This window comes from Duganella sp. Root336D2, from assembly GCF_001425005.1.
Lineage (GTDB): Bacteria > Pseudomonadota > Gammaproteobacteria > Burkholderiales > Burkholderiaceae_D > Rugamonas.
Map to the genome: position 1 here is coordinate 310,493 of NZ_LMDB01000038.1, position 22,162 is coordinate 332,654.

The 22,162-nt window shown below is 63.9% G+C and carries 22 protein-coding genes; 12 read left to right on the forward strand and 10 right to left on the reverse strand.

Features of this window, described 5'->3' with window-relative positions:
* The first annotated feature begins 11 nt into the window (after window positions 1–11).
* Window positions 12–443, forward strand: coding sequence for a hypothetical protein (locus ASD07_RS27775; RefSeq protein WP_055938367.1), 432 nt, complete (start codon window positions 12–14; stop codon window positions 441–443).
* Window positions 443–910 (forward strand): sulfatase/phosphatase domain-containing protein, encoded by a 468-nt coding sequence (locus ASD07_RS27780; RefSeq protein ID WP_055938370.1) that lies wholly within the window; start codon window positions 443–445, stop codon window positions 908–910. Before ASD07_RS27775 ends, ASD07_RS27780 begins: the two co-directional genes overlap by 1 nt.
* Here ASD07_RS27780 and ASD07_RS27785 read toward each other — a convergent pair.
* Complete coding sequence (locus ASD07_RS27785; RefSeq protein ID WP_229207311.1) at window positions 907–1,863, reverse strand: hypothetical protein; 957 nt, start codon at window positions 1,861–1,863, stop codon at window positions 907–909. The two genes, ASD07_RS27780 and ASD07_RS27785, sit on opposite strands and share 4 nt — an antisense overlap.
* 115 nt (window positions 1,864–1,978) lie before the next feature.
* Between ASD07_RS27785 and ASD07_RS27790 the strand changes: the two genes are divergently transcribed.
* Both ASD07_RS27790 and ASD07_RS27795 read left to right on the forward strand, forming a co-directional pair.
* Window positions 1,979–3,835, forward strand: a complete 1,857-nt coding sequence (locus ASD07_RS27790) for a PAS domain-containing sensor histidine kinase (RefSeq protein WP_229207312.1) — start codon at window positions 1,979–1,981, stop codon at window positions 3,833–3,835.
* 40 nt (window positions 3,836–3,875) lie between these two features.
* Entirely contained in the window at window positions 3,876–5,159 is a 1,284-nt protein-coding gene (locus ASD07_RS27795; RefSeq protein ID WP_055938380.1) for a hypothetical protein, read from the forward strand.
* Window positions 5,160–5,170: 11 nt separating this feature from the next.
* Here ASD07_RS27795 and ASD07_RS27800 read toward each other — a convergent pair whose 3' ends face one another.
* A complete protein-coding gene (locus tag ASD07_RS27800; protein ID WP_055938383.1) occupies window positions 5,171–5,467 on the reverse strand; it encodes a PsiF family protein in 297 nt (98 codons plus the stop codon).
* A 126-nt stretch (window positions 5,468–5,593) separates the two neighbouring features.
* On the opposite strand from ASD07_RS27800, the gene ASD07_RS27805 reads away from it, so the two are divergent.
* Entirely contained in the window at window positions 5,594–6,469 is an 876-nt protein-coding gene (locus tag ASD07_RS27805; RefSeq protein ID WP_055938386.1) for a CsgG/HfaB family protein, read from the forward strand.
* 58 nt (window positions 6,470–6,527) lie between these two features.
* A complete protein-coding gene (locus ASD07_RS27810) occupies window positions 6,528–6,776 on the forward strand; it encodes a DUF1059 domain-containing protein (protein ID WP_055938389.1) in 249 nt (82 codons plus the stop codon).
* Here the strand turns inward: ASD07_RS27810 and ASD07_RS27815 are convergent.
* The gene (locus tag ASD07_RS27815) at window positions 6,773–7,927 is read right to left on the reverse strand and encodes a TIGR04552 family protein (RefSeq protein WP_055938392.1); all 1,155 of its coding nucleotides are present in this window, start codon (window positions 7,925–7,927) and stop codon (window positions 6,773–6,775) included. The two genes, ASD07_RS27810 and ASD07_RS27815, sit on opposite strands and share 4 nt — an antisense overlap.
* Before the next feature lie 178 nt (window positions 7,928–8,105).
* On the opposite strand from ASD07_RS27815, the gene ASD07_RS27820 reads away from it, so the two are divergent.
* Both ASD07_RS27820 and ASD07_RS27825 read left to right on the forward strand, forming a co-directional pair.
* Window positions 8,106–8,666 carry a DUF805 domain-containing protein gene (locus ASD07_RS27820; protein WP_156398205.1) on the forward strand — a complete coding sequence of 187 codons (561 nt, stop codon included), beginning with the start codon at window positions 8,106–8,108 and terminating at the stop codon, window positions 8,664–8,666.
* A 3-nt stretch (window positions 8,667–8,669) separates the two neighbouring features.
* Window positions 8,670–9,176 carry a DUF805 domain-containing protein gene (locus ASD07_RS27825; protein WP_055938398.1) on the forward strand — a complete coding sequence of 169 codons (507 nt, stop codon included), beginning with the start codon at window positions 8,670–8,672 and terminating at the stop codon, window positions 9,174–9,176.
* Here ASD07_RS27825 and ASD07_RS27830 read toward each other — a convergent pair.
* The 7 genes from ASD07_RS27830 to ASD07_RS27860 are packed head-to-tail and all read right to left on the reverse strand — an operon-like array spanning window position 9,143 to window position 16,823.
* Window positions 9,143–10,447, reverse strand: coding sequence for a DUF58 domain-containing protein (locus ASD07_RS27830; protein WP_055938402.1), 1,305 nt, complete (start codon window positions 10,445–10,447; stop codon window positions 9,143–9,145). The two genes, ASD07_RS27825 and ASD07_RS27830, sit on opposite strands and share 34 nt — an antisense overlap.
* On the reverse strand, window positions 10,447–11,439 hold the full coding sequence (locus ASD07_RS27835) for a MoxR family ATPase (RefSeq protein WP_200953863.1): 993 nt from the start codon (window positions 11,437–11,439) through the stop codon (window positions 10,447–10,449). The genes ASD07_RS27830 and ASD07_RS27835 overlap by 1 nt, the downstream gene beginning before the upstream one ends.
* Window position 11,440: 1 nt before the next feature.
* Entirely contained in the window at window positions 11,441–12,775 is a 1,335-nt protein-coding gene (locus ASD07_RS27840; protein ID WP_055938408.1) for a DUF4350 domain-containing protein, read from the reverse strand.
* The gene (locus tag ASD07_RS27845; protein ID WP_055938411.1) at window positions 12,772–14,364 is read right to left on the reverse strand and encodes a DUF4129 domain-containing protein; all 1,593 of its coding nucleotides are present in this window, start codon (window positions 14,362–14,364) and stop codon (window positions 12,772–12,774) included. Before ASD07_RS27845 ends, ASD07_RS27840 begins: the two co-directional genes overlap by 4 nt.
* Complete coding sequence (locus ASD07_RS27850) at window positions 14,351–15,310, reverse strand: stage II sporulation protein M (RefSeq protein ID WP_055938414.1); 960 nt, start codon at window positions 15,308–15,310, stop codon at window positions 14,351–14,353. The genes ASD07_RS27845 and ASD07_RS27850 overlap by 14 nt, the downstream gene beginning before the upstream one ends.
* Window positions 15,307–15,999: an RDD family protein gene (locus tag ASD07_RS27855; protein WP_055938417.1), complete on the reverse strand. Its 693-nt coding sequence runs from the start codon at window positions 15,997–15,999 to the stop codon at window positions 15,307–15,309. The genes ASD07_RS27850 and ASD07_RS27855 overlap by 4 nt, the downstream gene beginning before the upstream one ends.
* A gap of 38 nt (window positions 16,000–16,037) precedes the next feature.
* Complete coding sequence (locus tag ASD07_RS27860; protein ID WP_055938419.1) at window positions 16,038–16,823, reverse strand: ABC transporter substrate-binding protein; 786 nt, start codon at window positions 16,821–16,823, stop codon at window positions 16,038–16,040.
* A gap of 163 nt (window positions 16,824–16,986) precedes the next feature.
* Between ASD07_RS27860 and ASD07_RS27865 the strand changes: the two genes are divergently transcribed.
* The 4 genes from ASD07_RS27865 (at window position 16,987) to ASD07_RS27880 (ending at window position 22,109) form a co-directional block, all read left to right on the forward strand.
* Window positions 16,987–19,593, forward strand: a complete 2,607-nt coding sequence (locus tag ASD07_RS27865) for a TonB-dependent siderophore receptor (RefSeq protein WP_055938422.1) — start codon at window positions 16,987–16,989, stop codon at window positions 19,591–19,593.
* A gap of 148 nt (window positions 19,594–19,741) precedes the next feature.
* A complete protein-coding gene (locus tag ASD07_RS27870) occupies window positions 19,742–20,599 on the forward strand; it encodes a hypothetical protein (RefSeq protein WP_055938425.1) in 858 nt (285 codons plus the stop codon).
* Window position 20,600: 1 nt separating this feature from the next.
* Window positions 20,601–21,437, forward strand: a complete 837-nt coding sequence (locus ASD07_RS27875; protein ID WP_229207313.1) for a GNAT family N-acetyltransferase — start codon at window positions 20,601–20,603, stop codon at window positions 21,435–21,437.
* A 249-nt stretch (window positions 21,438–21,686) separates the two neighbouring features.
* Window positions 21,687–22,109, forward strand: coding sequence for a hypothetical protein (locus tag ASD07_RS27880; protein WP_055938428.1), 423 nt, complete (start codon window positions 21,687–21,689; stop codon window positions 22,107–22,109).
* Window positions 22,110–22,162: the final 53 nt, after the last annotated feature.

Here is a 22,162-nt window from a genome sequence, read left to right on the forward strand (position 1 = left end):
GAGGAAATCATATGAGCACCGTCAACAGCAAGCGCCGCGCCGTAGTGGGCGGCGTATCCACGCTGGCACTGACGCCCGCTGCAGCGCTGGGCGCCACCGGCAACGTCGCAGCCAAGCCGAATATTCTGTTCATCCTCGCCGACGACCAATTACGGCGGCACCATCGACTACTTTACGCACAAGCCGGGCGCCGGCCGAACGTCAAGGACGACCTGTACGAAGGCAAGGTTCCGGTCAGCCAGGCCGGCTACTACATCGACTTGCCGGGCGACCGCGCCGCCAATTTCATCGACAAGCAAGACCGCAGCAAGCCTTTCTTCCCGTCGCTGCGTTACATCGCGCCACACTGGCCGTGGGAGGGGCCAAAGGACGACGAAGTATCGCGCTCTGTCGGCGGCATATTCCACTACGACGGCGGCATCTGGAAACCTACGGACGCATAGTGGAGGCTCTGGATGCGTCGATCGGGCGCGTGCCGGGACTGATGCGCTGGCCGGCCCGCATCAAGCCCGGGCAGACCAGCCAGCAGGTGGTGATCAGCATGGACTGGCTGCCTACGCTGCTGGCGGCAACTGGCACCGCGGCGGATCCGGCCTATCCGCCGGATGGCGCCAACCTGCTGCCGGTGCTGCTGGGCGAGCAGGGCGTGCAGCAGCGCAGCCTGTACTGGCGCTACAAGGCCAATGCCCAGTGCGTCTTGTGCGACGGCGACTGGAAGTACCTGAAAATTCGCAATCAGGAATTCCTGTTCAACCTGGCCGAGCGCGAGCCGGAACGCTTGGCTGTGCTGCGCGCGCAGTGGGAGCGTTGGGATGCTGGAATGCTGCCTATCAGTGCCGATGTGCGTACCCACGGCGTTGGCGGCCGCGTGCAGGCCGACAAGTACAGCCCCGAAGCCAACGAAAGCTAAGGAGCGCGCTGACGTGATTTCAGTGTGGTGCCGTCGGCGTCGAACAGCAGCACGTGCTCGCCCATGCGCGGGCGGCCGTCGGGGCCCGGTGCCAAGTGGCTCGCCGGCGCGGACTGGTACAGCCAGACTTCGCGCCCGCTGTCGAAGCGCCGGCTGAGCTGGGGCGGGCCGAGTGCTGCCAGTGCCGCGTTGCGGTCGCGTGGCGCGGCTGGACTGGCGGGCGGCGGGTCGTCCATGTATTCAAAGCGCAGCAGGGTATCGTCCGGCCAGGAGCGGTCCCAGACTGGGGCCAGGTAGCTGCGCTCAAGCAGTACCTGGCAGTCGCAGTACGGCATTTCAGCCGCCGGCGGATTGCCTGCGTACAGTGCGTGGAAGGGGAGGGTGGCGCGCCGTTCGCCTGCCTGCAGGGTGATGGCGAAGAGCGGCTTTTCCGTGAAGAACAAGTAGTTGCCGTGCGGGTCGCTGCATACCTTGTCCGGGCTGCGCAGGAATTCATCGAGCCAGGCAAACAGCTGGGCATTGTTCGAAACCAGCCCAGCCTCCATCCCGACCAGGCATTCCAGCCGCAGGTCGCCCAGGCGCCGCATGCCGTCCGGTACGCCCGGGCTGCGCACCTCGGCGCGCCAGGTCATCGACAAGGTTTTGCGGTTGGCCAGCACGGCGGCATCTTCGCGCCATAGCAGCTCCTGGTAGTCCAGCGTGAAGCTGTTGTCGGCGCCGATCGGGACGTCCATGCTGCTGGTATCGCCCACCACCTTCAGCTTGATGCCCCGCATCGCGGTACCCGGCTGGCGCGGCAGAAGGCGGAAGCGCAAGGTGGCCTGCGGTGCCAGCGCGTGCTCGCGCTTGAATCGCTCCATGCCTTGCAGCATCTTGCGGTAGGACTTGTCCACCGGCGAGCGGGTGCTGGGGACTTCTACCGTGGGGATCGACAAGGCCAATGCCAGCAACATAGTCGTTTTCCACATAATTGCAGATTGTGGCATTCTCCTGAAATCCTCGCACAATCGATGCGCGCTGCAGTGCGCGCAGCTACTAATGATCAACGAAGCCCCGACGCTTGAGAGTATGTCAACCAGATATGAACTTCTGGTAGCCAGCATCAGCGACTATGCGATCTACATGATGGACCCCGAAGGCCGCATCAGCAGCTGGAATGCGGGTGCGCAGCGCTTTAACGGCTACAGCGAGAAGGAGATACTGGGCAGGCACTTTTCGCGCTTCCATACGCCGGAAGACCAGGAAGCCGGCCTGGCGAAACATGCCCTCGCCACCGCATTGCGCGAAGGCCGTTTTGAAAACGAGGGTTGGCGGGTGCGCAAGGATGGCTCGCTGTTCTGGGCCACCGTGGTGATCGATCCGATCTATACGCAGGAGGGCGATCACGTCGGCTTTGCCAATGTCACGCGCGACACCACGGAGCGCAAGCGCGTCATGGAAGCGTTGCGCGAGAGCGAGCAGCGTTTCCGCCTGCTGGTGCAGGGCGTGATCGATTATGCGATCTACATGCTCTCGCCGCAGGGCTTGATCACCAACTGGAACCTTGGCGCCGAACGCATCAAGGGCTATGCTCCGGAGGAGGTGCTTGGCACCCACTACCGCCAGTTCTTTACTGAAGAAGACAAGGCGGCTGGCGTGCCGGAGCGGGCGCTGGAAGTCGCGGCGCGCGAGGGCCGCTACGAAAGCGAAGGCTGGCGCGTGCGCAAGGACGGCACGCGTTTCTGGGCCCACGCCGTGGTCGACGCACTGTACGACGATGACGGCGATCTGCTCGGTTTTGCCAAGGTTACGCGAGACAACACCGAGCAGCGCCAGGCGCAGGAATCGCTGGAGCAGGCGCGCGCGGCCCTGTTCCAGGCGCAGAAGATGGAATCGATCGGGCAGTTGACGGGCGGCGTGGCGCACGACTTCAACAATTTGCTGGCGGTGGTATCGAACGGCATCGACATCCTGCGCACGGCACCGCCGGAAGATACCGGCGCGCGCGTGCTGGACAGCATGCGGCGCGCGGTCGACCGTGGTGCCGCACTGACGGCGCAACTGCTGGCCTTTGCGCGCCAGCAGCCATTGGCGCCCAGCGTGCAGCAGTTGAACGGCCTGGTGCTCGGTTTCGAAGGCGTGCTGCGGCGCGCTGCCGGCCCGCTGATGCGCTTCGAGATGGACCTCGATCCCAAGCTGCGCCAGGCCTCGATCGACGAAGCGCGCTTTGAAGCCGCCTTGCTCAACCTGGTGGTGAATGCGCGCGACGCCATGCCGGAAGGCGGTACGCTGGAAGTCACCACGCGCAACGTCAAGCTCGAGGCCAACCAGGCCGGTGCCCTGCCGGCTGGCGACTATGTGCGCGCGAGTGTTGCCGACACCGGCACCGGCATGAGCGAGGAGGTGCGCCAGCGTGCCTTCGAACCGTTCTATACCACCAAGGAAGTCGGCAAGGGCTCCGGCCTGGGCTTGAGCCAGGTGTACGGCTTTATCGTGCAATCCGGCGGCGCCGTGACGATCGATACCGAAGAAGGCAAAGGCACCACCATCAACCTCTTCCTGCCAGCCCTGGCGGAGTCGGCGCCGGAGGCGCCCGCGCCGCGCGCCGCGCGTGAGGAAAGGGTGTTGATCGTGGACGATGATCCGCTGGTAATGGAGTCGGCGCGCGAGCTGTTCCAGGCCATGGGCTACGTAACCTTGCATGCCAACGATGCAGCGGCGGCCTTGCGCTGCCTGCAGCGCGATAGCGAGGTCGATGTCTTGTTCAGCGATGTGATGATGCCGAACGGAATGACGGGCCTTGAACTGGCGCGCGAGGTGCGCCAGCGCTACCCCCGCGTCAAGATCATCCTGGCGTCCGGATTCCCGCAATCCGAAGAGGAATTTGCCGTCGTGGGCAAGCCATATCGCCTGGCCGACCTGGCCCGCCAGCTGCGCACGGGCTGAGTTACACTCTACGACTTTGAAACAAGGCGTAGGGGAGACAATGAAAAAAATCGTACTGGGAGGATTGGCCATGCTGATGGCAGGCAGCGCCATGGCGGCATCGGTGCAGGACGTGGCGCAGCGCTATCGCAAGCTGGCGCTGGCCATCGGCCAGCATGACGCCAGCTACGTGGACGCTTACTACGGCCCGCCGGAACTGGAGCAGCAGGCAGCGAAGGACAAGCAAAGCCTGGCTTCGATCAAGGCCGGCGTCGCGGCGGCCCAGCGCGACATCGCGCAGCAGAAGGCCGGCGGCGCCGACGAAGCGTTGCGCATCGAATTCCTGGCCAAGCAGCTCAAGGCCATGCAGGCCCGCGTCGAGATGATGGAGGGCCGCAAGTTTACGTTCGACGCAGAGACTGCGCTGCTGTACGACGCCGTAAGCCCGCACCATGACCGCGCCCATTACATGGCGCTGGTGGCGCAGGTCGACCAGCTGCTGCCGGGCGTCGGCACGCTGCCGGAACGCCTGCAAGCCTTCCGCGCCAGGTTCGCGATCCCGAAAGACAAGCTGCAGCCGGTGTTCGATGCTTCCATTGCCGCCTGCCGCGAGCGCACCGCTGCCTTCATGCCTTTGCCTCAGAAGGAAAGCTTTGTACTGGAATTCGTCAGCAACAAGCCTTGGTCCGGTTATAACTGGTACAAGGGCAATGCGCATAGCCTGATCCAGATTAATACCGAATTCCCGATCTACATCGAGCGCGCGGTGGACCTGGGCTGCCACGAGGGCTATCCGGGCCACCACGTCTACAACGCCCTGCTGGAGCAGGCGCTGGTCAAACAGCGCAACTGGGTGGAGTTCAGCGTCTACCCGCTGTATTCGCCGATGTCGCTGATCGCCGAGGGCAGTGCCAACTACGGCATCGAAATGGCGTTCACCGATGAAGAGCGGCTGGCCTTCGAGCAGAAGGTACTGTATCCATTGGCCGGGCTGGACCCGGCACTGGCGCCGCAATATGCGAAGCTGATGAAACTGCTCGGCAAGCTGAGCTATGCCGACAACGATGCGGCACAGGCTTACCTGGAAGGGAAGTGGACGCGCGAGCAGACCATCGAATGGCTGGTGAACGTGGCCCTGTACCCGCCGGAGAAATCGGCGCAGCGCCTGTCTTTCTATGACGCCAACCGCGGCTACGTCATCAACTACAACCTGGGCAAGGACATGGTCAAAGCCTGGGTGGAAAAACATGTGACGGCCACCGATCCGGCAACCGCCCGCAAGCAGCGCTGGGAAGCGTTCAAGACATTGCTGTCGTCGCCGCGCCTCGCCAGCGGCCTGCGCTAACTTTAAGCTGCTCAGGCAGCTTTCTTCGCGCTCAGGCATTCTTTCATGAATGCCTTGCGTTCGTCGCCTTTCTTGCCCGTCGCGTCTGCGTTGCAGGTCTTCATCTTGTCCTGCTGGGTTGCCGGCGCGGCAGGCTTCGCGGCCAGGCATTCCTTCATGAAGGCCTTGCGTTCGTCGCCCTTCTTGCCCGTGGCTTCCTTGTTGCAGGTCGTCATTTTGGATTGCTGGGAGTTCTTTGCCGGCGCCGGATCCGCGGCGAAAGCGGCGGAACAAGACAGGGCCAGGGCGGCAATGATCAGTTTTTTCATGAGGCGGCTTCCTTCTAACAGTTGAGTTGGTCTTGCGGTAACAACTATACATAGATTTTTTGTCGATGTGGCCTATTCTCAAAGAACGCCGATGAGTTCAAACGGCCGTTTCCTTGGGGAGTGAACATGGACAATAAGAAGGTCTTCAAATCAGGAACTGCCACTGCCGGCCTGGCGCTGTTGCTGCTGTCTGCCTGTGCGGGAACGGATCCAAAACTGGGCGGAGCACCGACCATGGCGACCGGCTCGGCCGGCGGCGCCACGGCGTCGAATGCCAACACACAGTTGGAAAAATGTGACAAGCCGCTAGGCACGCTGGGCGTGGTGGAAGACACGGCGGCACCCTGGTACCACCACCTGTCGCAATACAAGCTCGGCTCGACCGTGCCTGTACTGCGCATGATGATCCAGCAATCGAATTGCTTCGTCGTCGTTGAGCGTGGCGCGGCAATGGGCAAGCTGATGCAGGAACGCGCGCTGGCCTCGTCCGGTGAAATGCGGGCCGGCAGCAATTACGGCAAAGGCCAGATGGTGGCGGCCGATTACACCATGAGCCCGAGCATTACCTTCAGCCAGAAAGGCACGCAAGGGGTTGGCGGCGCCTTGGGCGGGCTGGGGCTGCTGGGCAGTGTGGCGGGTGTCGTCGCTGGCGGCCTCAAGGCCAACGAGGCTTCCACCACCCTGCTGATGGTGGATAACCGTTCCGGCATCCAGCTGGCTGCGGCCGAAGGCAGCGCCAAGAATTATGACTTCAACATGGGCGGCGCCCTGTTCGGCGGCGGCGGTTTTGGCGCAGCCGGCGGCTATTCCAACACGCCTGAGGGCAAGATCCTGATTGCCTCGTTCATGGACTCGTACAACCAACTGGTGAAGGCGGTGCGCAACTACAGGGCGCAGGAAGTGGCCGGCGGCATGGGTACCGGCGGCGCGCTGGGCGTGCAGGGCGGTTCGACGCCGGCTTCCAAAGAACTCGAGAAGAAGCCTGCCAAGAAAAAGAACTGAGTTCCATTGCGGGTCAGGCGCGCTATAGTGTAAGTAGCTCTTTGGAAGGGAGGTCGCCATGACCCGCAAATATATCGACTGCCGCGAGTTTCCCAGCGATGCGAAATGCAGCGTCGCGATTTCGGCAGATAACGAAGACGAGCTGCTGGAAGTCGCTGTCCAGCACGCCGTCTCGGTCCACAAGCACGCGGATAGTCCTGAACTGCGCAGCGCCATCCGCGGCATGATCCATGAGGGCATCCCACCCGAGCATGCGATGCCGCCGGGCGCGGAGACAGGCGCACCGGAAGGCCTGCGGCCGCATTAAGCGGCGTGCACTGCGGGCCGGGTTTCGAGATAGCGCACCAGGTCGCGCCCCAGCACGCGCAGGCGCGCTGTGTCGACCTGGCGTTTCTTGTAAGCGTCGTGGCTGGCTGGGCCTTCCAGCGTTCGGCCATGGCTGGCTTTGTCCATCAGCTGGATTTCGTACTCGAAGAAGAAGCCGACGTCGTAGTCGGGGCCGCTCGCTGCCGGATCGTCCGGCGGCAGGTGGATCATCTTGCGCACCGTGACCTGGATGCTGCTGAAGCCGGCGCCGCTGTGCGGGTTGTCGGCCCGCGTTTGCGGCGACGAAATCTGCATCAGTTCCGCGTCCATCTGTTCCAGCAATCCGGCCGGATAGCCATCCGCCGCTTCCAGCATGCAGCGGTACTGGGTGAACACTTCCTTGGCCGCCTCCATGTCGAGCAGGGTGTTGCGGGTGCGCTGGGAATCGACATTGGTTACCGAGATCAGGTGGGCGCGCTGCAGCGTACGCAAGGCGAGCAGGCATTCGAAGCGTGTATTGAAGACCAGCCGCACGCCGAGATGGTCGAAGATGTCGGCTGCCAGGTAGGCTGCTTTCTGCAGCAGCTTCAACAGGATACTGCCGCGGCTTTTATTGTTCTTGCGGTCAAAATGCAGCAAGGGCAGGCAAATCTCGCCATCGCTCAAATAGAACTGGCCATCTTCTTCCTGGATCACTTCATCGAGGCTGGCAAACACTTGCTGGCGGATGGTGTTGAAGTAGCGTAGTTTGAGGTTGTTATCGATGTAGAAGATGCCGTGCATGACTTTCAGTACGGCGCACGACCACATGCGGCGCAGCTCGACTTGTTCATTGCCGTGCAGCGAGGCGAATACCAGCAGGTCCAGCGGATCCTGCGGCGCCCGCACTTCGGGCGGGACCAGGGCCGCCTGGCCGGGTGTCAGGAAGTTGCCGCAGATGAAGTCGAGTGCTTCGGCATGGGCGGCGGCAATCACTTCGCGCGCATGCGGGTTATCGATGTCGAAGCCGTATTCGCGCACGAACTGGTGGGCGTCGTGTTGGTTGCGCAGGGCCAGGCCGCCGAGGTCGATCGCCGACACGCCCGAGGCGATGGCATTCAGGTAGGTCCAGTTCAGGGAGAACTTGCCCTGGCACTTGAGTGAGGGATGCATGGAGGTGTTTTGTGTATTGTGCAACCGTCCAGTCTTTAAAGAAAGTATCGCAGCCGCGGGTGCAAGCCGCAAGCCGGGTGTTGTATCGAAATCGGCCTTGTGCCTTGGTAAAAGAATAATGTAAGATTTTCTTGTTGGTAACTTTAATAACGATATAAATAATCCTTTAGGAGCAACCGTGAGTAATCCTTATTCGATGCCGCAGTCCGACCTGGCGGAACGCGCCGGCGACGAAACCTATATGCCGAAGTTTTTTGCCCTGAATGGGCGTATTGGCCGCGTGCGCTATTGGTCGTACAGCTTCCTGGCCGGCTTGCTGATGATGCCGGTACTCTTCCTGGTCGTCGTGGTGGGCGTCTTGTCCGGCATCATGACCAGCCCGGGCGCCGCAAGCACCATGTTTGGCCTGCTGATCTGGGGCATGTATCTCGCCATCACCATCATCCTGGCGCGCCGCCGCTTCCATGACATGGGCAAGTCGGGCTGGCTGAGCATCCTGGCAATCATTCCCATCGTTCAGATCGGTATTGGCCTGTGGCTGCTGTTTGCACCGGGTGACGATTGCGCTAACGACTACGGCCCACAACCGGCGCCGAACACCACGGGCGTGCTGGTCGTCGCCTGGATCGTGCCTGTCCTCATCGTCGTGGGCGGTATCCTGGCCGCGGTGTCGATCCCGGCATACAAGGATTACACCGATCGCGCGCGCGCCGCACAGATGCAGGAAGGCGGCCAGTAAGCAGTGCATAACCCGTACGCCGCGCCGCAGGCAGCGCTCGAGCTGCCGTTTGCACCTGCGAACCAGGCGCGGCTGTTTTCCTGGAATGGCCGCATCGGGCGCTTGCATTTTGTGGCGTACTGCATGCTGGGTATCCCGGTGACAGTGCTGTACGCTATCGCCATCGCCTTCGGTCTATCCAGGGTGCGCCAGTACATCCCTGCGGAATCCTCGGCCAGCGATTCGGTGATCTTTACCATCCCGCTGGTTTTCCTGCTGGCGATTGTGTTGGCGACACGCCGGCGGCTGCACGATATCGAAGTCAGCAGCTGGTGGGCGCTGTTGCTGCTGTTCCCCATCTTCCAGTTCATCTTCCTGATCTACCTGCTGGTCGCACCCGGTACGCCGGAAGCGAACCGTTTTGGTGCGCTGCCGGCACCGGCCGACTGGGGCGTGAAGCTCGGGGTCGCACTCGGGGGGGGCCTTGCTGTTCGGCTTTACAGCGCTCCGCTTTCTTTGATGTCAAGGTAGCGGTTCAGCAGGGCGCCGGCCAACTGTTCCGGCGCGACGTCGACCAGGTGGCCCGAGCGCAGGCCGAGGCGGCGGATGGCATCCTGGCGCTGTTGCAGGTAATGCTCGCTGGCTGCCAGCCGCAGGGCGTCTTCGAAGCCCTGAACCGGCGCGCTGCTGGCGGCATCCAGGGCGCGCTCGCGCAGGCTGGCGCACAGCACCAGGTGGCGCGAGGACAGCAGGTCGACCGCCTGGCGCAGCGCCACATCGTCTTCATCCCGTACGTTCGTCACCAGCACCACGAAGGCGCGCCGGTTCAGGCGGTTCAGCAGGTCGTTGGCGGCGCGCATGTAGTCGGGCGCGGCTTCACCGGGCTGCAGGTCGTACACTCCGGCCAGCATGCGGTCCAGTCCAATGCGGCCTTTGGCCGGCGCCAGCCAGCGCTTGTCGACGCCAAAACTCATCAAGCCCACCGCATCGCCCTGCTTGCCGGCCACGAAGGCCAGCGTCAGCACGGCGTACAGTGCATGGTCGAAGTGGCTGGTGTCGCCGTCGCGCGCCAGCATGCGGCGGCCGGTATCGAGCAGGAACACGACTTGCTGGTCGCGTTCGAGCTGATATTCGCGGCTGATCGGCTTGCGGTGGCGCGCGGTGGCTTTCCAGTCGATCGAGCGCAGGCTGTCGCCGCGCCGGTATTCGCGCAGCTGGCGGAAGTCGGTGCCTTCGCCGCGCTGGCGCTTGAGCAGCGAACCGGCAGTCGGCGCCTGGCGGTCGGTGGCGCGCAGGGCCTGGCCCAGCAGGCGCGCCACGTCGGGGAATACTTTTGCCGTCTGCTGTGGTCCGATGCGGTGGGTCGCCTGCCACAGGCCGAGCGGGCCGGCCACGCGCAGCCACGGCGTGCCGAATTCGCCGTCGCCCCGCTCCAGCGGGCGTACGCGGTAAGTCATGCTGGAAAACGCACCCGGCGCCAGCTGCGCTGCGTGCGGCATGCCTTCCAGTTCCCAGGCGGCCGGGTAATCGTCGAATACGTCAAGCTGCAGCGCGGCCTTGCCTTCGTTGTGCAGGGTCAGGCGCACGTCGTGCCAGGCGCCGACCGGCAGCACGCCGGCCATGCTGCGCTCTGCGCGCAGGGCGGGGCGGCGGCGCGCCAGCAAGGCGTCGGCGCCGGCGGCCAGCAGCAGGGCGCCGCCCAGCATTTGCCATGGCGCCTGCAGCGCCGGCCAGATGCTGGCCGGCACGCCGAGCGCGGTCAGGCCCAGCAGGGCCTGGAACATGCGGCGGGTTGGCTTCATCAGTTGCGCGGCGCGGCGACGGAGTCGATCAGCGCGGCCAGCACGTCATCGGCGCCCAGGCCATCGAGTTCGCTTTCCGGCGACAGTGCGATGCGGTGGCGCAGCACCGGCAGGCTGGCTTGCTTGATGTCGTCCGGCGTGGCGTAGTCGCGGCCGGCCATCAGCGCCATGGCGCGCGCCAGGCGGATCAGGGCGATGCTGCCGCGCGGACCGGCGCCGACCGACACACCGGGCCACTGGCGCGTGGCGCGCACCATGCGCACGGCGTAGTTGGCAACCGCCTCATCGACGCGGATGCGGGCCACCAGCTGCTGCAGCGCGACCAGGATTTCCGGCTTGATCAGGGTGCGCACCTGCGCCACTTCCAGCGCGTCGCCGACGCGGTCCTGGGTCACCGCCAGCAGCATTTCAGTTTCTTCCTGCTCGCTTGGGTAGGCAATGCGCGCCTTGATCAGGAAACGGTCAAGCTGCGCTTCCGGCAGCGGGTAAGTGCCTTCGCTTTCCAGCGGATTCTGGGTGGCCAGCACCATGAAGGGGGCGTCCAGGACGTGCGCTTCGCCTTCGATGGTAACCTGGCGCTCCTGCATGGCTTCCAGCAGCGCGGACTGGGTCTTGGCCGGTGCGCGGTTGATTTCGTCGGCCAGCAGCAGGTGGGTGAAGACCGGCCCCTTGCGCACGCTGAAAGTTTGCTGGCGCTGGTCGAAAACGGCGTGGCCCATGACGTCGGCCGGCATCAGGTCGGGCGTGAACTGGATGCGCGAGAACTCGCCGGCAAAGGTCTTGGCCAGCGCCTTGACCAGCAGGGTCTTGCCCAGGCCCGGCACGCCTTCCAGCAGCACGTGGCCGCCGGCCAGGCAGCAAGCCAGCACCTGCTCGACCACCGTTTGCTGGCCGATGATGGCGCGGCCGATTTCCTCGCGCAGGCGTTGCACGATGTCGATCGCCTGCGCCAGGCGGTCGGCCGGAATGGCGTTGTTGGGTTGGATGGACATGCTATCGCTCATGATGGGCTCGTAATTGTTGGAGTATTGAAATTTGCCGCGTGAAGTCGGCGGCGCGCTTGGCCGGTGCGCCGAGCAGCGCATCGCTCACCTGCGGTTCCGGCATTTTCGCCAGGCGTGCCAGGCGGCGTGCGCGCTCGGCCGGCCCCAGGGCATGCAATTCCGGCAGGCGGCGCAGCAGCTGCTTCTCCGTGCTCTTGCGCACGGCTTCCAGCAGCAGTGCGCGGCCTTGCGGCAGGCGCCACAACCAGCGGCCGCTGGCTTCAATGTGCTCGATCAGGGCGCGCCGTGCGGTGGGCGCTTCCGGCAGCATGGGGCCGAAGCGGCGCGAAGCGCTCCAGGTCCACAGCAGCAGCAGGGCGGCCAGGCCCAGCACGACCGGGCGGCCGTGCTGCCACAGCCAGGCGGCCCAGCCCACCGGTTCGTTGTGCTGCACCAGCATCACCGGGGCATGGGGACCGCTTTGCCCGGCCAGCAGCAGCAGCAGTTCGGCGTGGTCGAACTGGCGCAGCGCGTCGTTGTCGAAATAGCTGTCGCCGGCATCGACCGCCACCATTGCGACCTTGCCGCGGCCTTCGCCATACACCAGCACGGCCAGCTCGTAGGTGTCGCCCCATAGCGGTGCCGGACCTTTGCCCTGGAAGCGTTGCAAGGTGTCGGATGGGCGGGCCAGCTCGATGGTGTTGGCGGCGCCGGGCGCGTTCAGGCATACCAGCCGGGCCGGGCCTTCGGCTTCCTTGCCGGCCGCGCCGTCGCCGTCGTCACCGTCGTCGCCCTCCTCACCGTCGTCGCCATCGTTGTTCTGGGCCTGCCCGGCTTTGGCCTTTGCGGCGCGCTTCTCGCGGCGGCTGGTTTCCAGCGGGTCGATGCGGCAGCTGTCATCGACGCGCGAACGGCCCGACATCGCAACGCCGAAGTGCTTGCCCAAGGGATCGGTTGCCTGGTCGAGGTCGGCCGGGCTGGCCTCGCCTTCTTCGGTGTCGCCCACCCAGTCGGGCGTCATGACCAGGGTATTGCCGCGGCGGACCCAGTCCAGCAGCAGCCTGGCCTGGCGCTCGTCCGGCGGACGCGCGTAGCGTGACAGCAGCAGGACGCCATCCGGCAACTGGTTCAGCAACTGGTAGCTGAGCACGGGCTCGACGCGTACCTTGTGGCCGCTCGCTTCCAGCAGGCGCGTTGCCGCCAGCATCGGGTTCTTGGCCTGTGCTTCCGAGACGTGGTACTGGCCGCGCCACACCTTATGGAAGTACAGGTGCCAAAGCTCGTAGCCGGCGCCGGCCAGCAGCACGGCGACGATGGCGATGATGATCGTATGGCTCCGCTTCATGCTGCCTCGCGGTCGAAATGGGCTTGCCAGCGCGTGCACAGCGCCGCCACGCTTTCCGCAGCGGGCCAGCGCGCACCGTAGGCGGCGTTCAGCCACAGCGTGGTGGCCTGGTCGGCCAGCGCCAGGCTGGCGCTATCGAGTGCGCCGGCGGCGTGGGCGCTGCGCGCTTGCGCCAGGCACTCGCCTTCCGTTGCCCCATGGTGCAGCTTGAGCGACTGGCGGCTGACCAGGCGCGACAGCGTGGCGCGATACAGCAGCGCCAGCGCAGCGCGCTGCTGGCCTTGCTGCCACAGCGCGCGCACGGCGCCCGCCACATCGGCCGGCAAGCTCTCTTCGCGGATATCGAGGCCGCCCACTTCGGTGGCCAGCTTCGGTTCGGCTGCGGCCGCAAAATTGAAGCGCAGCGGCGCGGCATAGCGCCACAGCAGCCAGGCCACCAGGGCGACGGCGCCGGCGATCAGGGCGACCTTGAGCCCGCCGGCCAGGATCGCGACCATCCAGCGCGGCAGCAGCGGCGGCGACTTCGGTTTTTCCTTTTCTTTTTCCGCGGCCGGCGGTACGCGCAGTTCCCATTGCTCGCCGCAGCGATAGCCGCGCAAGTCTTCGTGCGCAAACACCTGGTCGAGTTGGCGGCGCAGCGCGGCCTGTTGCGGCGACCGGTCAGGCCCGCGGCCGCTGTCCTGCTTGGTGAGCCCTTCGGGCGGCGCGCAGTCGGTGGCCACGGACTTGGCGCCGGCAACCGGCCCGGCCGCCTGCACCGGCGGCGGCATGCCGAGCAAGGCCATGGCCAGCAGCGGCGCGGCCATCAGCACGGCGGCAGCCTGGCGCGCTGCGGCTGGACGTGCCGGCGGGCGCAGCTGGCGCAGCACGATTTCGAGGTCCCAGGCTTCCAGCGTGGCGCGGCGGTTCAGGTACAGGGTAAAGGTACAGGCGGTGTAGATCGGGCCGATGATGGCGCACGCCAGGCACCAGGCGGCGGTGCCCAGCGCGGCCTGCAGCGGGCCCTGGTTGGTCAAGGTGAGCAGGGCGAAAGGATTGGCGGTTTCGCCCGGCATGAACAGGCCCAGCAGGGCCAGTACGCCCATCATCAGCACGAATTCGAAGCTGGCACACATGCTGCCGAACATCAGCGCCGCGCCGCCGGTGCCGTTGCGGGCGATGGTGGCGCGGCGCGCGGTGGCGACCTTGCCGCGCGCCCGCTCCAGCACCCACACCGGCTGGTGCAGGCCGCGTCCGGCCATGAAGGGGCGCCACCAGGTCAGCATGCGGAACCAGCCGCCGCCCAGTTCGCGCGGCCAGGCGCGCAAGGCATCGCGCCAGCTGGCCTGTTCGCCGAAGACCTGGCGCGCCAGCACGTGCAGCGGCGCGCGCTCGAGCAAGGGGCGCAGCCACCATGGCAGCAGCCAGCCCAGGGCCAGGTCGGGGTTGTACCAGCTGAGCAGGACGGCCAGCGCCGACAGCGGCAGCCACAGGGCCAGCCAGGCGCGCCAGACGTCGGCGCCGCCGGCGTGCAGCAGGGAGAAACCAAGGTCCAGGCCTTGCGCATTGCTGCGCGGGCGCAAATCAAGGCGCAGCTTATCGAGTTGCATGTACGCCTTTCCCGCGGCCGGCGCAAGCAAAGAACAGGAACACAAGGGCCCAGCAGACGGCGCCGACGCTGTATTTGACGGCCGGCGCCAGGCTGCTGGCCGACCAGAAGGCTTCAAAGAAGGCAGCCAGCACGGTGAGCAGGGCGGCGCCCGCCACCACCGGGTACATCTGGATGCTGGCTTCCTGCAGCGCGCGGCGGCGGCCCAGGCGTCCTGGCTGCACCAGCGCCAGGCCAAGGCGCACGCCGGCCATGCCGGACAGTACCAGGCCGGTCAGTTCAAAGCTGGAATGGGTCACCACGAAGGACCAGAAGTTGGTGCGGGTCGCCGGGTCGAGGCTGAGCCATGCAGCCACCACGCCCATCTTCATGCCGTTGAACAGTACGCTGAGCAAGGCCGGCACGCCGCCGAAGATGCCGCTGGCGAAAGTGCGGAAACCGATCGAGACATTGTTCCAGATATAGTGGCCGAACATTTGCAGGTCGCCTTCACTGCCGCCGCGGCCGGTCTTCATGCTGGAGGGCGAATACATCTGGTGCATGCGCGTCAGTTCTTCCGGCGAGGCGAACATGAAAGCATTGTGCGAGTCGTGCCATACCAGCAGGCCGATGGCGACGGCCGGCCCCAACAGGCAAAGCAGCACCAGCAGCAGCAGCTTCCATTCGGCGCGCACGCGGCGCGGCAAGTCCGCACGCAGCCACTGCAGCAGCACGGTCGGCCGTTCGGCTGCCACGCCGTACAGCGCGTGATGGCAGCGCGCGACCAGGCCGTGCAGGTAGGACACCAATTGCGGCGAGTAACCGCGCTGGCCGGCCAGGGCCAGGCACTGGCACAGGCGGCGGTATTGTTCGGGCAGGGCTTCGCGGCCTTCGGCGCGCTTGGCCAGCAGGGTGTCGATCTCGCTCCACTGCGGAGCGTAGGTCGCTTCAAACTGGGCTTGCTTCATCGGACCAATCCTGCGGCCATGCCGCGCAAGCGTTCCAGCGAAGCGTCGCCGTCGCGGCCGGTCAGCGGTTCGGCGATATCGGCCAGTTCCAGCATGCGCGCGTGCGGCAGGCGGCTTTCGCGTGCAAACAGGTCGGCCAGCGCACGTTGCTGTTCGGGCGTCAGCGGGAAAGGCAGCGGCAGCGGCGCCGCATCGGGTACCTCAACGCGCCTGGACACCTTGTCACGGTACACCACCTGGGTGCCGGCCACGATATCGCCCAGGCGGCGGAAATGGCGGTCGCACAGCATGGCCAGCAGGCCGGAGGCATACAGCAGGGGCAGGAAGTCGGCCACCATCAGCAGGTTGCGCAGCACCGATTCGCGCCAGCGCAGCGGCAGGCCGTCGGCGCGCAGCACCTGCAGGCCGATGATGTGCTTGCCCAGCGTGCGGCCGCCGGCGTACACCTCGCAGATCACCGGGTAAGCCCAGTAGGCGAGGAAGAACAGGATCGCGGTCACGCCGTTGAACAGTTTTTCGGAAGGGATGATGGCGCCCAGCAGCCCGATGAGCACGCTGGCGCCAATACTCCAGACTGCGAAATCGATGGCCCATGCGTAAGCGCGCACTACCGGACCGGCAGGAACAAGCTGCAAACGCACGCCTTCTGGGGTGATCAGGGACAGGCGTCCGTCGAGAAGGTAATTCATGCCATTTATTTAACCATAAAATTTCCTCAATGGAAATATCAATGGAAATGTTTTATGCCGGCCGCCTCCTCGACTTGCCGGTATTCGCGTGTCTGGCGCACGTTGCCGATGGCTTGCCAGATGGCTTCGACCCGCTGCGGATCGCGCTGGTAGACGCCGCGCCCGACCATCAGGTGCAGGTGGACGGTGGAATATGGCAGTTCGGCCTGCTGGACCTTGCCGACGAAACGGGGATCTTCGTGTGCCAGCTTGCTCGCTTCCAGTCCCTGCAGGACGGCGACATCGAAGCTGCCCCTGGTCAGCATGCGCAGCGCATCGGCGGCCGACTTCACGGTGTCGTGCGGGATATAGCCTTTTTCGCGCAATTGCTGCGCCACCAGGTAGCCGGTCTGCACGATCACGACCTTGCCGGGTGCCAGCAGTTCATGGCCGTCCCAGCTGCCATTGCCCCCGACGCGCAGGAATACCAGGGCGGCATCTTCGAATAATGCCCGGCCCGGATCTTCGCGCCCGTCGGGTAATTGGGGAATGCGTGACCAGGCGCGGCGGTCAATTGCATCCGCTGCACCAACTACGGCATCCACCTGGCCAAGTTTTAATTCATTTAAGCAACGCTTCCAGGGTTTCGGTGAATAAATAAATTGTTCATTAAGGAGTAATTCAACTCGCTTTAATAATTCGAAATTAAGGCCTTTTCCGTCCGGCGTGCTCCATGGCCGCTGGTCGACGTCTTCAAAGCACAGGCGCAGCGGCGGCTCTTTCGCGGCATGGGCAGCCATGCCGCTCAACAGTGCCAGCAGCACGCAGAGGCTTTTGTAGCTCATGGCACAAAGATTATCACGGTGTTTTTATGTTCCGGGCAACTTCATAAAAAAGATCCATACATGTTGTATTTGCGCATGTATAACTGGAAATAATAGACGGATGAAAATGTTGCATATAAATTCTCCCTAGTTTTTTTAAAATCTGTATGGAAGAGAGAAATACATGAATAAACATTTTCCGATTGCAGCATTAATGTTGTCTGCCAGCCCGTTTGTGCTGCTGGGCCAAGCCCATGCACAGGCACAGGATGCTGCCCCTGTCCAGGCGCAGCAGGCTGCCGACACCACCACCGACGACATCCAGAAGGTGGTCATCGTTTCGACCGGTAGCCGCGGTTCGCAACGCACCATGGTCGATACCCCGGTACCGGTTGACGTGCTGAGCTCGCGCGAGCTGACCAAGACCGGCCAGGCCACGCTCGACAAGTCGATGCAGTTCCGCGTCCCGTCCTTCAATACCGTGCAGACTCCGGTCAACGATGCGACCTCGCTGCTGGACCCGTACGAGATCCGCAATATGGGCCCAAGCCGCGTGCTGATCCTGATTAACGGCAAGCGCAAGAACATGAGCTCGCTGGTCTACACCCAGACCTCGCCCGGCCGCGGCGAATCCGGTTCCGACATTTCCGCCATCCCGGCCGACGCGATCAAGCGCATCGAAGTGCTGCGCGACGGCGCTTCGGCGCAGTATGGCTCCGACGCGATTGCCGGCGTGGTCAACATCATCCTGAAGGACAATGCCGAAGGCGGCTCCGTGACGGCGCGTGCCGGCATCACCCACGAGCACGACGGCGGCATGGGCGGCCTGAGCCTCAACCAGGGCTTCGCCCTGGGCGGCGACCGCGGCTTCTTCAACTACACCATCGATGCCTCGCGCGTGAACCTGGCCAGCCGCTCCGGCGCGGTCAGCGCCGTTGGGGAAGCGGGCGACTTCGGCGCCCCGCTGTCGGAGGTGCAGGCCTTCCTGTCCAAGTATCCTGATGCGCGCAACGTCAACGGCTCGCCGAAGACCAAGGCTTTCAAAGGCCTGTTCAACACCCGCTACGATATCGGCGATGGCGTCGCCATCTACGGCAATGCTGCCTACGTACGCAAGAAAATCAATTCCTTTGCCAACTACCGAACCCCGTACTGGCGCCCGACCGATTACGGCCTGCTGCATCCGGCCGGTTCGGTGTATGAAGGCTACCAGCCAACCTTCGACGGCACGCTGGACGACTACAACGCTACCGCGGGCGTGAAGCTGGACCTGGCTGGCTGGAACACCGATTTCAGCCTGACCTATGGCGGCAACGAGCAGAAATACAATGTGAATAATTCCGTCAACCGCAGTATGGAGGATGACGTACTGAAAGGAATCAGCACGGTCCGTTCGCCGACCAGTTTCTACGCAGGCGGCGTGAAGTTCGAGCATTTTGTCTTCAACGGCGATATCTCCAGGCAGCTGAGCGATACCGTCAACTTCTACGCCGGTACCGAACTGCGCCACGAGAAGTTTGAAACAAAACCGGGCGACGTGGCTTCCTACCAGGGCACCGGCGCCGACTCCTTTGCCGGCAACGACCCACGCAATTCCTTCCCGACCTCGCGCTCTAACTACGGCGTGTACGCCGGCGCCACCTGGGATATCAGCAAGGAATGGCTGGTCGACGGTACCGGCCGCTGGGAGAAGTACACCGACTTCGGCTCCGCCTTCGTATGGAAGCTGTCGACCCGCTTCAAGGCCAACGACTGGGTGACCCTGCGTGCTTCCGCATCGAAGGGCTTCCGCGCGCCATCGCTGGCGCAGATCTACACCCAGAAAGCGCAGTACTCCTTCGTAGCCGGCGGCGGCATCCAGGTTTCCGGCCTGGTGAACAATGTGTCGGCGGCAGCCGCTGCCCTGGAAGTGCCTAAGCTGCATGCCGAGAAGTCGGACAACATCACCCTGGGCCTGGGCCTGAAGCCGGACGACAACACCAGCATCACCCTGGACTACTACCGCATCAAGGTCAAGGACCGCATCGTGCTGGGCAAGGAAATCGGCCCGGTCTGCCACCACGACGATAGCCTGACGCCAGCCGAAGACCAGTTGCAGTACGATGCCTGCTTTGCGAAGAGCAAGCTGGACCAGGAACTGGCCAAGGCAGGCATTGTTTCGGTGAGCTTCTTCATCAACGCACTGACTACCCGCACCGAAGGCCTGGACTACGTGCTGTCGCGTAAGAACATCCCGCTGGCGGACGGCAAGCTGACCCTGAACCTGTCCGGTAACTATACCCACAGGAACGAGCGCGACGGTGCGGTGCGCAATCCTAAGCTGGTGGCCGACGCCAACCAATCCGTGATGGATGCAACCCAGGAAGCGCTGATGTTCACTTCGCGTCCGAAGTTCAAGACCATCCTTGGCGCCGACTGGGACTACAAGAAGCTGAACCTGTCGCTCAACAACACCGTGTTCGGCCCGACCCACTTCCGCCAGGCCGGCCTGGACAGCAACCTGGAGACCAAGTTCAAGACCAAGAACGTCACCGACTTCGCGCTCAACTACAACCTGATGCCGAATGTGACCGTGTCGTTCAACGTCAACAACGTGTTCAACACCACGCCTGAGTGGGAGTTCCGCGCCCTGAACGCCGAAGGCCAGAAGAAGATTGATGATCCTAACGCGCGAGCCATCCAGCGCAACCTGATCACCTTTAACGGCCGCTACGACATGGTGACCTACGATGGCTCGCATTTCAGCCAGCTGGGCCGCACCTACGCAGCGTCGCTGAACTACCGCTTCTAAAGCGCAACCCAGCCGATGCGAAAACCGCCCTTTGGGGCGGTTTTTTATTGTAAAGTGGGTAATCAACCGGTGAGGGGAGACTATGCTCTCGATGCGGCGGGCAATCACAAGTGGTGCGCAGCACGTAAGGCCCGTTATTGACGATGCAGTGCTTGCCCGTTACGTCGAAATCGGCCTGGCGGTGCGCGAAGCGTTCCGCCTGCCGCAGCTGCGCGAGGCCTTCATTGCGCGCCTCAAGCCCCACCGGCGCCTGATTGCCGGCTGCGTGCCGGCTGGCATCCAGCAGCACGGCATGCTGCCGGAGCGCGTTCCTTCCCATAGCCTGGCCGAGATCTCCGACGCGGACCTGGCGCAATGGCTGGTCGATGACGGACGCCTGATCTATGGCGAATTCACGCAGCAGGAACTGGACAATTATTTCGAAGCGGTGGCGCCATGGCTGCCTTTGCACGGCCACTTCATCGATTTGGGCAGCGGTCTTGGCAAGGTCGTCATGAGCGCGGCACTGGCCTTGCCCGGCATGCGCTGCACCGGGGTTGAGCTGCTCGGATACCGCAACGATATGGCGCAGGTGCGGTTGGCGCAGATGCTGGCGGTCGGGGTGTCCGAAGATCCCGCCGCGGCGGCCAGGGTTGCTGCCCGCGTGCGTCTGCTGCACCAGGACATGTTTGAAGCGGACGTCTCCGAAGCGAGCATGGTTTATATCTACAGCACCTGTTTCGCGCCGATGATGGACCGGCTGGCCGATAAGCTGGCAGGGGAACTGCCGGAGGGCGCCCTGGTCACAACGGTCACCTTCCCCATGCTGAACCCGGCTTTCGAGCTGGTAAAGCAATTCGCGCCGCCCAGCGTGGCATGGACCACGGTGTACCTGTATCGCCGTCGCAGTGCGCTGGAGGGCGCGGCGCCTGCGCCAGCCAACTACCTTTACGAACAGGATGGCGCTGCATGGGAATATGCTGTGCGGGCCGCATTTGCCGCTTATGATTCGGCAAATGGAGGCTGATATGGACATTCGTGCCATGACCCTGCCCGAGCTCGATATGGTGCTCGATTGGGCCGCGGCGGAGGGCTGGAATCCTGGACTGCAGGATGCCGCCAGTTTTTATGCGGCCGACCCGGACGGCTTCCTGCTGGGCACTGTGGATGGCGAAGCGGTGGCCAGCATCTTCGCGGTGCGCTTCGGCGCCGCGTTCGGTTTCATCGGTGGCTATATCGTGCGGCCTGAATATCGCAGCAAGGGTTACGGCATGGCGATCTGGCACGCCGGCATGGCGCGGCTGGCAGGGCGCAACGTGGGGCTGGATGGCGTACCGGCCCAGCAGGCCAACTACGCGCGCTCCGGCTTCAAGCTGGCGCACCGCAATGTGCGCTATGAAGGCCGTGGCAGCGACGTCCCGGCTGCCGACCGCGTGCTGCCGCTCGGCCCGCACGATGTGGGCGAAGTGCTGGCATATGACCGCGCTTTCTTCGCCGACGAGCGTGAGCAATTCATGCGCTGCTGGTTGCAGCAGGCAGGCAGCGTCGCCTTCGGTGTACGCGATACGGATGGCACGCTGCTTGGCTACGCGGTGCTGCGCCCGTGCCGCGCGGGTTTCAAGATTGGCCCGCTGTGCGCGGAATCGCCGCAAGTGGCCGAGGAATTGATGCTGGCCGTATGTGGCCGTGTGCCGGCCGGTGAACCGGTTTTCCTCGACGTGCCCGAGCCGAATGCCGCCGCCGTGGCGCTGGCTGAACGGCATGGCATGCATGCCTGCTTCGAAACGGCGCGCATGTACACCGGTGCAGACCCAAGGCTACCGCTGGCGCGGCAGTACGGCATCACAACTTTTGAACTGGGCTGAGCAGTATTGCGCGACCCTGACGCGGCGTCAGCCTTGAGGATGGCGGCATAGCAGCAGGAAGCGGGGCATCCTCGCGCGACGGTCCGCGCTTCCGCGCCAGCTTCGGCAATATCCACCCCGACCTCGCGCCTTTCATGGTCGAAGCCGTCAGCATCTACGCCGCGTAAGCACTTCACTTGCCCCAGCGCAAAACGCGCCGCCCCTCGTGGCGCTACTCTCCCTTTTACGCCAATCCATCGGGGAGTGACCATGTCCAACTTCTACCAGTACTTCCGAGAAAATATGGAATCGCTAGGCTTGCCGGCGCCAGTGTCATTATTTGGTAGTCTTCAGATGGCACTGGCAAACGCGGCAGCATTCATTGCGCATATCGATAAATTCGGACAAAGAATCACGGTAGGTGAAATGATAGGCGCTGGACTGCGCGCAGAGAAACTTGGCGCAATAGCGACAATGGGTGCTGCCTTTTATGTGGGAGCAGTTATCGGGAGCATTGCTGTCGCGACGGGAAGGACGCTGAGCGGAGGCGTCTCCCTAGCCGACGTGATGTGGGATATCCGATGCAACGGCCTATACCGCCCTTGGTTGGCCGACACAATGCGTCGTCACCCGGTGATCTATGATGCAAGGGTAATCGGTCGTAGTTTGTACCAAGCACGGATGACTCGGTGATGAGAGACCAGTTTCTGCTTCTGCTATCTGCCGCTGCTTGCGCATTTGGGGCG

What these genes read in the sequence shown, in the direction of transcription:
- ASD07_RS27775 (WP_055938367.1), top strand. Translation starts at nt 12, where the DNA reads ATGAGCACCGTCAACAGCAAGCGCCGCGCCGTAGTGGGCGGCGTATCC.
- ASD07_RS27785 (WP_229207311.1), bottom strand. Translation starts at nt 1,863, where the DNA reads ATGTTGCTGGCATTGGCCTTGTCGATCCCCACGGTAGAAGTCCCCAGC.
- ASD07_RS27790 (WP_229207312.1), top strand. Translation starts at nt 1,979, where the DNA reads ATGTCAACCAGATATGAACTTCTGGTAGCCAGCATCAGCGACTATGCG.
- ASD07_RS27795 (WP_055938380.1), top strand. Translation starts at nt 3,876, where the DNA reads ATGAAAAAAATCGTACTGGGAGGATTGGCCATGCTGATGGCAGGCAGC.
- ASD07_RS27800 (WP_055938383.1), bottom strand. Translation starts at nt 5,467, where the DNA reads ATGAAAAAACTGATCATTGCCGCCCTGGCCCTGTCTTGTTCCGCCGCT.
- ASD07_RS27805 (WP_055938386.1), top strand. Translation starts at nt 5,594, where the DNA reads ATGGACAATAAGAAGGTCTTCAAATCAGGAACTGCCACTGCCGGCCTG.
- ASD07_RS27810 (WP_055938389.1), top strand. Translation starts at nt 6,528, where the DNA reads ATGACCCGCAAATATATCGACTGCCGCGAGTTTCCCAGCGATGCGAAA.
- ASD07_RS27815 (WP_055938392.1), bottom strand. Translation starts at nt 7,927, where the DNA reads ATGCATCCCTCACTCAAGTGCCAGGGCAAGTTCTCCCTGAACTGGACC.
- ASD07_RS27830 (WP_055938402.1), bottom strand. Translation starts at nt 10,447, where the DNA reads ATGAAGCCAACCCGCCGCATGTTCCAGGCCCTGCTGGGCCTGACCGCG.
- ASD07_RS27835 (WP_200953863.1), bottom strand. Translation starts at nt 11,439, where the DNA reads ATGTCCATCCAACCCAACAACGCCATTCCGGCCGACCGCCTGGCGCAG.
- ASD07_RS27840 (WP_055938408.1), bottom strand. Translation starts at nt 12,775, where the DNA reads ATGAAGCGGAGCCATACGATCATCATCGCCATCGTCGCCGTGCTGCTG.
- ASD07_RS27845 (WP_055938411.1), bottom strand. Translation starts at nt 14,364, where the DNA reads ATGCAACTCGATAAGCTGCGCCTTGATTTGCGCCCGCGCAGCAATGCG.
- ASD07_RS27850 (WP_055938414.1), bottom strand. Translation starts at nt 15,310, where the DNA reads ATGAAGCAAGCCCAGTTTGAAGCGACCTACGCTCCGCAGTGGAGCGAG.
- ASD07_RS27855 (WP_055938417.1), bottom strand. Translation starts at nt 15,999, where the DNA reads ATGAATTACCTTCTCGACGGACGCCTGTCCCTGATCACCCCAGAAGGC.
- ASD07_RS27860 (WP_055938419.1), bottom strand. Translation starts at nt 16,823, where the DNA reads ATGAGCTACAAAAGCCTCTGCGTGCTGCTGGCACTGTTGAGCGGCATG.
- ASD07_RS27865 (WP_055938422.1), top strand. Translation starts at nt 16,987, where the DNA reads ATGAATAAACATTTTCCGATTGCAGCATTAATGTTGTCTGCCAGCCCG.
- ASD07_RS27875 (WP_229207313.1), top strand. Translation starts at nt 20,601, where the DNA reads ATGGACATTCGTGCCATGACCCTGCCCGAGCTCGATATGGTGCTCGAT.
- ASD07_RS27880 (WP_055938428.1), top strand. Translation starts at nt 21,687, where the DNA reads ATGTCCAACTTCTACCAGTACTTCCGAGAAAATATGGAATCGCTAGGC.